At 69.2% G+C, this 11,259-nt stretch carries 7 protein-coding genes; 6 read left to right on the forward strand and 1 reads right to left on the reverse strand.

Features of this window, described 5'->3' with window-relative positions; genetic code table 11:
- Positions 1–17 precede the first annotated feature (17 nt).
- Positions 18–902: a PAC2 family protein gene (locus ACFWF2_RS11695; RefSeq protein ID WP_379307119.1), complete on the reverse strand. Its 885-nt coding sequence runs from the start codon at positions 900–902 to the stop codon at positions 18–20.
- A 138-nt stretch (positions 903–1,040) separates the two neighbouring features.
- Between ACFWF2_RS11695 and metH the strand changes: the two genes are divergently transcribed.
- From metH to ACFWF2_RS11725, 6 genes are all read left to right on the forward strand, one after another.
- On the forward strand, positions 1,041–4,637 hold the full coding sequence (gene metH / locus ACFWF2_RS11700) for a methionine synthase (protein WP_379307121.1): 3,597 nt from the start codon (positions 1,041–1,043) through the stop codon (positions 4,635–4,637).
- Between the two features lie 220 nt (positions 4,638–4,857).
- Positions 4,858–6,735, forward strand: coding sequence for a serine/threonine-protein kinase (locus ACFWF2_RS11705; protein WP_379307123.1), 1,878 nt, complete (start codon positions 4,858–4,860; stop codon positions 6,733–6,735).
- Positions 6,736–6,807: 72 nt separating this feature from the next.
- Positions 6,808–7,503, forward strand: coding sequence for an HAD family hydrolase (locus ACFWF2_RS11710; protein ID WP_379307125.1), 696 nt, complete (start codon positions 6,808–6,810; stop codon positions 7,501–7,503).
- Between the two features lie 155 nt (positions 7,504–7,658).
- Positions 7,659–8,522 carry an arpA protein gene (locus ACFWF2_RS11715; RefSeq protein ID WP_379307127.1) on the forward strand — a complete coding sequence of 288 codons (864 nt, stop codon included), beginning with the start codon at positions 7,659–7,661 and terminating at the stop codon, positions 8,520–8,522.
- A gap of 12 nt (positions 8,523–8,534) precedes the next feature.
- Entirely contained in the window at positions 8,535–9,350 is an 816-nt protein-coding gene (locus ACFWF2_RS11720) for a class I SAM-dependent methyltransferase (protein WP_379307129.1), read from the forward strand.
- Between the two features lie 9 nt (positions 9,351–9,359).
- The gene (locus ACFWF2_RS11725) at positions 9,360–11,171 is read left to right on the forward strand and encodes a choline/carnitine O-acyltransferase (RefSeq protein WP_379307131.1); all 1,812 of its coding nucleotides are present in this window, start codon (positions 9,360–9,362) and stop codon (positions 11,169–11,171) included.
- Positions 11,172–11,259 lie beyond the last annotated feature (88 nt).

Here is an 11,259-nt window from a genome sequence, read left to right on the forward strand (position 1 = left end):
CCCTGGTGAACGAAGGTCTACAGGCCGAAACTGCCCGGGCCGCGCCGGCGCAGGTACTTCTCGAACTCCGCCGCGATGGCGTCGCCGTCGATCTTCGACATGGTCTCGTTGAGGTCGAGCGCCGCGTCGCCGCGCTCCTCGAGCGAGCGCACGTACTCGTTGATCTCCTCGTCGCCGACGGTCATCTCGTTGACCGCCGCCTCCCACTCCTCGGCCTGTGTCGGCAGCTCACCGAGCGGAACCTCGATGTCGAGGACGTCCTCGACCCGGTGCAGCAGCGCGATCGTGGCCTTCGGGTTCGGCGGCTGCGACACGTAATGCGGCACCGCCGCCCAGAACGACACCGCGGGCACCCCGGCCTTGACGCACTGGTCTTGCAGCACCCCGGTGATCCCGGTCGGGCCCTCGTACCGGGTCTGTTCCAGGCTGAACCGCTCGGCCGCCTCCGGGCTGTACGCCGAACCGGTCACCGGAACGGGCCGCGTGTGCGGCGTGTCGGCCAGCAACGCGCCGAGGATGACGACGGTCTCCACGCCCAGTTGCTCGATGAACTCGAGCAGGTCGTTGCAGAAGCTGCGCCACCGCATATTGGGTTCGATCCCGCGCAGCAGCACGACGTCGCGGTCGCTACCGGGGGGCGAGCACACCGACAACATGGTCGACGGCCATTGGATCTCCCTGGTCACCCCGTCCACCTGACGCACCGTCGGGCGGTTCACCTGGTAGTCGTAGTAGTCCTCGGAATCGAGTTCGGCGAGCGGCTCCGCGTCCCAGATCAACTCCAGATGTTCGACCGCGCCACTGGCGGCGTCACCGGCGTCGTTCCAGCCCTCGAAGGCCGCGACCAGCACGGGATTGCGCAACGTCGGCAGTTCCGTCTCGGGGGTTTCACTGGCATCCACCCGGTCAGCCTAGTGTCTTCGGCGAATTGTTTTGCGGTGACCGGCGCTGTTGCGTGTTTCCCGTTCGAGCTGTGTCCGGCGCCACTCGATTCACCCGCAGTGGTCTTGTGCGTCGGAGCCGCCCATTAGTCTTGACTCATGTCTGCGTCCTTGCCCACCGGGTTCGATACCACGCTCCTCGACACGCTGCGACGGCGTGTCGTCATCGGCGACGGTGCGATGGGCACGATGTTGCAGGCCGCGGATCTCACGCTCGACGATTTTCGCGGCCTCGAAGGATGCAACGAGATCCTCAACGACACCCGCCCGGATGTCCTCGCCGACATCCACCGCGCCTACTTCGCGGCGGGCGCGGATGCGGTGGAGACCAACACCTTCGGCTGCAACCTGCCCAACCTGGCCGATTACGACATCCAGGACCGAATCCGCGACCTGTCCGAGCGCGGCACCCGGATCGCGCGTGAGGTCGCCGACGAGATGGGGCCGTCCGCCGACGGCACCCCGCGCTACGTCCTCGGCTCGATGGGCCCCGGCACCAAGCTGCCGACGCTGGGGCACGCGCCGTTCGTCTCGCTGCGTGACGCCTACACCGAGGCCGCCCTCGGCATGCTCGACGGCGGCGCCGACGCCATCCTGATCGAGACCTGCCAGGACCTGCTGCAGGTCAAGGCCGCCATCACCGGCAGCAGGCGGGCCATGATCGCCGCGGGCCGCCGGATCCCGATCATCACCCACGTCACCGTGGAGACCACCGGCACCATGCTGGTCGGCAGCGAGATCGGCGCGGCGCTGACCGCGCTGGAACCGCTCGGCATCGACATGATCGGCCTGAACTGCGCGACCGGTCCCGACGAGATGAGCGAGCACCTGCGGCACCTGTCGCGGCACGCGCAGATCCCGGTGTCGGTGATGCCGAACGCGGGCCTGCCGGTGCTCGGCGCGAACGGCGCGGAGTACCCGCTGACCCCGGAGGAGCTCGCGGTCGCGATGAGCGGCTTCGTCTCCGAGTTCGGCCTCGCGATGGTCGGCGGCTGCTGTGGCACCACCCCGGAGCACATCCGTCAGGTCGCCGAGGCGGTGCGCGCGGTCGAGACCACGTTGCCCCCGATCGAGGCGCGGCGCACGCCCGAGCACGAGCCGTCCGTGTCGAGCATGTACACCGCGGTCCCGTTCGAGCAGGACGCCTCGATCCTGATGATCGGTGAGCGCACGAATGCCAACGGCTCCAAGGCATTCCGTGACGCCATGCTGGCCGAGGACTGGCAGCGCTGCCTCGAGATCGCCAAGGACCAGACCCGCGACGGCGCGCACATGCTCGACCTGTGTGTCGACTACGTCGGCCGCGACGGCGCCAAGGACATGAACGAGCTGGCCTCGCGCCTGGCGACGTCCTCGACCCTGCCGATCATGCTCGACTCCACCGAACCGCCGGTGCTGCAGGCCGGTCTGCAGCACCTGGGCGGCCGCTGCGCGGTGAACTCGGTGAACTACGAGGACGGCGCGGGCCCGGATTCGCGGTTCCAGCAGATCATGCGGCTGGTGTCCGAGCACGGTGCCGCCGTGGTCGCGCTGACCATCGACGAGGAGGGCCAGGCCCGCACCGCCGAGGCCAAGGTCGCGATCGCCGAGCGCCTGATCGAAGACATCACGACCAACTGGGGTCTGCTGGAGTCCGACATCATCGTCGACACGCTGACCTTCACCCTCGGCACCGGCCAGGAGGAGTCGCGCAAAGACGGCGAGGAGACCATCAAGGCCATCCGTGAGCTCAAGCGCAAGCACCCGGATGTGCAGACCACCCTCGGTCTGTCCAACATCTCCTTCGGCCTCAACCCCGCAGCCCGGCAGGTGCTGAACTCGGTGTTCATGCACGAATGTGTCGAAGCCGGACTCGATTCGGCGATCGTGCACGCGTCGAAGATCCTGCCGATGAGCCGGATTCCCGACGAGCAGCGCCAGGTCGCGCTGGATCTGATCTACGACCGCCGCACCGAGGACTACGACCCGCTGCAGAAGCTGATGGCGCTGTTCGAGGGTGTCTCGACCGCGTCGTCGAAGGCCTCGCGCGCCGAGGAACTGGCCGCGCTGCCGCTGTTCGAGCGGCTCGAGCGGCGCATCGTCGACGGTGAGCGCAACGGCCTCGACGTCGACCTGGACGAGGCGATGCAGACGGTGCCACCGCTGCAGATCATCAACGAGACGCTGCTGTCGGGCATGAAGACCGTCGGTGAGCTGTTCGGCTCGGGCCAGATGCAGCTGCCTTTCGTGCTGCAGTCGGCCGAGGTGATGAAAACCGCTGTGGCGCACCTGGAACCGCACATGGAGGCCACCGACGACTCCGGCAAGGGCCGGATCGTGCTCGCCACCGTGAAGGGCGACGTGCACGACATCGGCAAGAACCTGGTCGACATCATCCTGTCCAACAACGGCTACGAGGTGGTCAACCTCGGTATCAAGCAGCCGATCGCGACCATCCTCGACGCCGCCCAGGACAAGAAGGCCGACGTGATCGGCATGTCCGGGCTGCTGGTGAAGTCGACCGTGGTGATGAAGGAGAACCTCGAGGAACTCAACGCCAAGGGTGTCGCCGAACAGTTCCCGGTGCTGCTCGGTGGCGCCGCGCTGACCCGCGCCTACGTGGAGAACGACCTCACCGCCGTCTACGAGGGCGACGTGCACTACGCCCGCGACGCGTTCGAGGGCCTGCGGCTGATGGACGAGATCATGACCGTCAAGCGCGGCGGCGGTCTCGATCCCGACAGCCCGGAGGCGCTCGCCGCCAAGGAGAAGGCCGCCGAGCGCAAGGCCCGCCACGAACGGTCCAAGCGGATCGCCGCCGAGCGCAAGGCCGCCGAGGTGCCGATCGAGGTGCCCGAGCGGTCCGACGTCGCCGCCGATCTGCCGGTGCCGACCCCGCCGTTCTGGGGCACCCGCGTGGTGAAAGGCCTGCCGCTGCAGGAGTATTCGGGTCTGCTCGACGAGCGGGCGCTGTTCCTGGGGCAGTGGGGCTTGCGTGGTCAGCGCAGCGGCGACGGGCCCTCCTACGAGGAACTGGTGGAGACCGAGGGCCGTCCGCGGCTGCGGGCCTGGCTCGATCGGCTCGCCACCGAGGGCGTGCTGCAGCACGCCGCCGTGGTGTACGGGTACTTCCCTGCGGTGTCGGAGGGCGACGACGTCATCGTGCTCACCGAGCCGGACGCCGATGCGCCGGAACGGTACCGGTTCACCTTCCCGCGTCAGCAGCGCGACCGGTTCCTGTGCATCGCCGACTTCATCCGCTCGCGTGAGCAGGCCCGCGAGACCGGCCAGGTCGACGTGCTGCCGTTCCAGCTGGTGACGATGGGTCAGCCGATCGCCGACTTCGCCAACGCGCTGTTCGCGGCCGACAACTACCGCGACTACCTCGAGGTGCACGGTATCGGCGTGCAGCTCACCGAGGCGCTGGCCGAGTACTGGCACCGCCGGGTGCGCGAGGAACTGACCCTGGACGGCCAGTCGGTCGCCGACGACGATCCGGCCGATATCCAGGATTACTTCAAGCTCGGCTACCGCGGTGCGCGGTACTCCTTCGGCTACGGCGCCTGCCCTGAGCTCGAAGACCGGGCCAAGCTGGTCGACCTGCTCGAGGCGGGCCGGGTCGGGGTGACGCTGTCGGAAGAGTTGCAGCTGCACCCGGAACAGTCGACCGACGCGTTCGTACTGCTGCATCCGGAGGCGAAATACTTCAACGCCTGAGACACTGGCAGGCGACGGTTGATCGGACCGGTCCCCGCGGGGCCGGTCCGAAGTCGTTGTGCCGGTTGTGAGTCTGGTCACGAAGCGGCCGGGAGTCCATGGACCGGGGCAACCGGAGACCAGAGCAAAGCATTTCAGCACGTAGGATTTTCGAAAGTTTCATCCCGCTGTGGCGCGGAGGGCTGGACGACTCGGCGGTATTGCAGGAGGGGCACACGTTATGACATCGGATCGGTTGATCGCGGGACGCTATCGACTCACCGACCCGATCGGCACCGGGGCGATGGGGGTCGTGTGGCGCGCCACCGACGTCCGGCTGCGCCGCACCGTCGCGGTGAAGCAGCTGCTGCTCGCGCCGGGACTCACCGGATCGCAAGCGCTGGAAGCGAAGCTGCGCGCCATGCGCGAAGGCCGCATCGCCGCGCGGCTGCACCACCCCAACGCCATCACCGTCTTCGACGTCGCCGAGGAAGACGGCCAGCCGTGGCTGGTCATGGAATACATGAACGCGCCGAGCCTGGCCGTGAAGCTGGCCGGTGGCGCGACGCTGCCGCCGATCGAGGTGGCCGGGATCGGCGCCCAAGCCGCCGCGGCGCTGTCGGCGGCGCACGACGCCGGGATCATGCACCGGGACGTGAAGCCGGCCAATCTGCTCGTCGGTGACGACGGCACCGTGAAACTCACCGACTTCGGCATCTCGCACGCCACCGGAGACGTCACGGTGACCGCCACCGGATTCCTGGCGGGCACACCCGCCTATCTGGCGCCCGAGATCGCCCGTGGTGACGATCCGAAGCCCGCCGCCGACATCTTCGCGCTCGGCTCGACGCTGTACGCCGCCGTCGAGGGGGCCCCGCCGTTCGGTGAGGGCGACAATCCCCTCGCGGTCCTGCACGCCGTCGCCAGGGGAGTGGTTCCGGAACCGAAGCACGCGGGTCCGCTGGGTTCGGTGCTGATGTGGCTGCTGACCGCGTCGGCCGAGGACCGCCCGACCATGGCGCAGGCCAGGAAGGCGCTGGAAGATGTTGCGGCGGGGCGCGTTCCCGCGCTGCCCGCCACCGCGACCAAGGTGCTGCCGATGACCGATGCGGCCACGACGCTGCTGCCACGGCCCGCAACGCCCGCTGATGGGGCCGCTGCGAAGTCTGGTGCGGCCGCCCTGCTCGGCAGCGGGCTGGCGCTGGCCAAGGCGGCCAGGTCGGCGATCACGGGCGGGTCAGCTGCCGCGGGAACCGGTGGGGCCGCCGGTGTTTCCGGGTCGGCGGGCCGGCCGTCCGCGCCGGGCTCGGACAGCGCGCTGTCGGCGGCGGGCGCGAACGCGGACCGGGCAGGTGCCGAACAGCGCGGGTCGCAGGCCGACGCGCGGGGAACCGGCGCCCGCGACCCCGAGCGCGCCGGGTCACCGTCCGGCCCACCGCCGCTCGGCCCGAATCCGCCGGCGCGCACCGATTCGCCGAACAACAGCCGGGCCATCCTGCTGCTCGCCGCCGCCGTCGCCGCGTTCACGGTGATGCTCGTCGTCCTGGTCGTCACCCGTGACCGGGGCGCCGATCCCGGCAGGCAGGCGCAGAACCCGGTCACCGTGACCACGGTGGTCGACGGCAAGGTGAGCACGGTCGTGATCGTGCCCGAGCAGGAGACGGTCACCGTGTCCGCGCCCGCGACCGCGTCGCCGAACGGGTCGACGAGCACCGGTCCCACCTCGAACGCCCCGGCGACGAGCACCTCCGGCAAACCCACCTCCACGCCGTCGCCGACCAGCACGACGATCACCACCACGCCGTTCGGCCCGCCGACCCCGGACCGGGTGGCCCAGTTCATCGCCGGGTACTACGGCATGCTGCCCGGCAATATCGGTGGGGCCTGGGCCCAGCTCGCCCCCGGCTATCAGGCGCAGACCGGTGGCTTCGGGCAGTACTCCTCGTTCTGGTCGACGGTGCGGTCGGTGACTGTCGGCTCGATCACGCCCAACGGGGAGAACCGGGCGGTCGTCTCGCTCACCTACCACCTCACCAATGGCACCGTGAGCTCGGAGAATCGCTGGATTCAGGTCAGCGGCACCGGCAACGCGCTGCAGATCGCCGGCTCGGGAGTCTGAGGGGCACCCGCTACCCTGAACGCGGCCCGGTGACCGCCGGTCCGACCCCGACGAGAACGAGGCGAGAAACAGGTGAGCGCGCGACCGGCCGCGGTGCTGTGGGACATGGACGGCACGCTGCTCGATTCGGAGAAGCTGTGGGACATCGCGGTCCGCGAACTGGCCCGTGCGCACGGCAGTGAGCTGACCGACGAGATCCGGCACGCGCTGATCGGCGCCTCCGGCCCGAACGCGCTGCGCATGCTCTTCGCCGGTATCGGGGTCGAAGCGACGCCGCAGGTGATCGCCGAGGCGGGCGACTTCCTCGAGCGCCGCGTCACCGAGCTGATGCTCGGCCCGATCCCGTGGCGCCCCGGCGCCAAGGACGCGCTCGCCATGGTGCGCGCCGAGGGCCTGCGCTGCGCGCTGGTCACCAACACCAAACGCTCGCTCACCGAATACGGGCTCGACACCCTCGGCCGCGACTTCTTCGACACCTCGGTCTGCGGTGACGAAGTGCCGCACGGCAAACCCGATCCCGCCATCTACCGTAAGGCCGCCGACCTGCTCGGACTCGACCCGATCGACTGCGTGGCCATCGAGGATTCGCCCACCGGCGCACTCGCGGCACAGGGCGCGGGTTGCGGACTGATCGTGATTCCCTGCGAAATCGCGGTTCCCGAGGCGCCGGGGCGGGTATTCCGGGAGTCGCTGGTCGGATTGTCGGTGGCCGATCTGCGTGCCGCGCTGGCGGCGCGGGACGAACATTTCGGCAGCGCAGCCAGATAGGGCGAAAGAGCCTACCGTGATTATTCCGCGATCGACTGTGAATGTGTGAAAACGATTGCCGCACAGTTGATTTCATGACGCTGTGATCTGCCCGGGATAGTCCGGATTTGCCGAAACACTGGGCGTGTCGGCGAAAGTTCCCGCAAACTGAACCCATGACAGGGACGCGGGGGCTTGACGAAATCGTCGACATCGCACGGTATCCGCTCACCGATCTCGGTGGTCCGGGCCGGCGCGCCGCGGTGGCGGCCGCGCGTGCGGAACTGGCCGTGGACGGCTGCACGGTCCTGCGGGAATTCATCCGCCCGGAGCTGTGGGACACGCTGCGGGTCGAGGGGGAGCGGATCGCCCCGCACGCCCACTACAAGGTGGAGCGGGTCAACGCCTACAACATCCCGCTCGACGCCGACCTGCCCGCCGATCATCCGGCCCGGATCGTGCTCGATCGCGGCAACGCCTTCGTCGCCCGCGACCGTATCCCCGCCGACGCGCTGATCCAGCGGCTCTACACCGATCCGGTCTTCCAGCGGTTCGTCGCCGATTGTTTCGAACTCGACGAACTGCACGAATTCGCCGACCCGCTGGCCGGTCTGTGCCTGAACGTGGTCGAGCCGGGCATGTCGCACCCGTGGCATTTCGACACCAACGAGTTCACCGTCAGCATGCTGACCCGCCGTCCCGAAGCGGGCGGTGTCTTCGAATACTGCCCCAACATCCGCGACCCGCACGCCGAGCATCTCGACGACGTGCGCGCCGTACTCACCGGTGAGGGCGGGCGGTTCGTCCGCGCGCTGGAACTGCGCCCCGGCGATCTGCAGCTGTTCAAAGGCCGCTTCTCGCTGCATCGGGTCACCGAGGTGGCCGGTGCGGGACAACGACATTCGGCGATCTTCGCCTACACGGACCGGCCAGGGGTGATCGGCACTGTCGAACGCACCAGGCAGCTGTTCGGCCGTGTCCTGCCCGACCATGTGGCCGCCGCGGCCGACGCCGTCCGAGGTGACCGACTGCTCGACTGAGAGGAACCGCCCATGTCCGTTCCGTTGCACACCACCGGCAAAGCATCCTTCGACGACATCTACGAAAGCCCCGATCCGCGTGCCTACTTCGCGCGGATGAACGAGCTGGACTACCGGATCCCGGAACTGGCAAAGCCGCACTTCCAGGAGCAGTTGCGGCAGCTGCGGGCGGCGCGGCCGGACCGGATCCCGACGGTGCTCGACCTCGGCTGCTCCTATGGGGTGAACGCGGCGCTGCTGCGGACCGACACGACGGTCGACGAGCTGGCCGGGCACTATCGCGACCACGCCGAGACCGACAAGGTCGGGCTGATCGCGGCGGACCGGGAGCGGTTACGCGCCGACCTGATGCCCGACGTACGCTTCGTCGGGATGGACGCCGCACGCCCGGCGCTGACCTACGCCCACGCCGCCGGATTCCTGCACGACTACGTGCACGCCGACCTCGAGGCCACCGAGCCGACCGAGGCACAGCGCCGTGTGCTCGCCTCCGCCGATCTGGTGATCTCCACCGGATGCGTCGGCTACATCACCGAGAAAACCCTGTCCAGGGTCGCCCAAGCGGATCCGCACCGGCGACCGTGGATGGCGCATTTCGTGTTGCGGATGTTCGATTTCGGTCCCATCGCCGAGGAACTCGCCGCGCTCGGCTATCGCAGCGAGCAGCGTCCCGGTATGTTCCAGCAGCGTCGCTTCGCCTCGGCCCAGGAACGTGCACAGGTGCTGGAAGCGCTGGCGGCCAAGGGAATCGACACCACCGACCACGAAGCCGAAGGCTGGCTCTACGCCAACCTGTTCGTGTCACGCCCGCATCCCACCGAGACCTGAGGATCTGGATTGAACCAACCGACGTTCGCCGCCGAAGACAGCCTGCCCCGGGTACCGCTGCCGACACTGGACGACAGTTGCGCGCGGTTCCTGCAGTGGTGTCAGCCGCTGCTCGGCGCCGAAGAACTCGCCACCACCGAGGCCGCAGTCGCCGAACTGCTGCGGCCCGGTGGGGCGGGCCGGACCCTGCACGCCGCACTCGCCGAGTACGACGCCACGCCGGGGGTCGGCAGCTACCTCGACGAATTCTGGCCCTCGCGGTACCTGGGCCGCCGCGACCGGATCGCGTTGAACGCCAACTTCGTGTTCCTGTTCCGCGACGACACGCCGCTGGCCGCCTCGACCGTGGCGGGCCAGGCCGAGCGGGCCGCCGCGATCATCGGCGCCGCCGTGGACTACAAGCTGGCCCTGGATCAGGAGCAGATCCCGCCGGTCACCCAGCGCGGGCAGCAGCTGTCGATGTGGCAGAACGAGTACCTGTTCTCCGAGACCCGCATCCCGGGCGAGGTGCAGGACACCGTCCGCAAGCCCTACAGCCCGGAATGGCCGGGTCCCTCGGACGCCCGTCACATCGCGGTCTTCTACCGCGGCAACATCTTCCGGATGGACGTGATCGGACCCGACGGCGCGCCGTACGCGTTCGAGGACGTGGCCGACGGGCTGCGCGCGGTCATCAAGGGTGGTACCAGGCCCGCGTCGACGGACACCTCCGTCGGCCACCTGACCACCAAGGCCAGAGCGGAATGGGCGGCCAGCCGGGCCGCGCTGCGCACCGAGGCGGCCAATGTCGCGGCGTTCGACGCGATCGAGACCGCGCTGTTCGCGGTGTGCCTCGAGGATTTCGCGCCGCGCGACGAACTGCACGCCTGCGATCAGCTGCTGCACGGTGACAGCGCCAACCGGTACTTCGACAAGTCGGTGTCGTTCATCGTCTTCGCCGACGGCCAGGCAGGCATCAACATCGAGCACTGCGGTCTCGACGGCACCACCGTGCTGTCGTTCGTGGACGCGCTGCTCGAGCGGACCGCGCAGGATCACGCCGCCACCAGCGGCGCCCGCGCCCAGGGACTGCCGCCGGTGGAGCCGGTCGAGTTCGTCCTCGACTCGGCCGCGCGCGCCGACATCGCCGCGGCGGGCGCCGACTTCGCCCGCTTCGCCGCCGACACCGCGACCGCGCTGGTCTCGTTCGACGACTTCGGCACCGGCGACGCCAAGAAGCTCGGCGTCTCGCCCGACGCCTTCGCCCAGCTGGCCTACCAGCTCGCGCACCGGCGCAGCAAGGGCCTGACCGGCGCCACCTACGAGTCCATCGCGACCAGGCAGTTCCGCAACGGCCGCACCGAGGCCATGCGCGTGGTGACCCCGGAGATGGTGGCGTTCGTGGACGCGATGGTCGACGACACCGCCGATCGCGAGGCCACGCTGGCCGCGGCCCGCACGGCGGCGACCGCGCACGTCGGCCGGGCCAAGGAATGCCAGGCGGGGCAGGCGCCCGAGCAGCACCTGTGGGAACTGCAGTGGATCCAGCGCCGTCGCGGTGCGGAACTGGGCGTCGCCGACGAGCAGATCGCGCTGTTCGACAGCCCCGGCTGGACGATCATGCGCGACGACTACCTGAGCACCAGCTCGGCCCCGTCGGTGCACATCCGCTACTTCGGTTTCGGCTCGACCAGCCCCACCTGCATCGGCATCGCCTACGTGCTGCTGCCGGACCGTTGGAACATCTACCTGGCCACCCCCAAGTCCGTGGCCGACCAGATGTACGCCTTCGCCGATCACCTGCGCACCGCGGTCGCCGACCTGCGCGACCTGCTGAGTTAGTCGGCGGCGCGGGCGCCGCGTGTTCGCGGCCCCTTGTGTCCCGCCGGTCAGGCACCGTTGCTTGCTCCTTCGTCGCCTACGCAACGGC

This window comes from Nocardia sp. NPDC060259 (genome assembly GCF_042728775.1).
Classification (GTDB): domain Bacteria; phylum Actinomycetota; class Actinomycetes; order Mycobacteriales; family Mycobacteriaceae; genus Nocardia.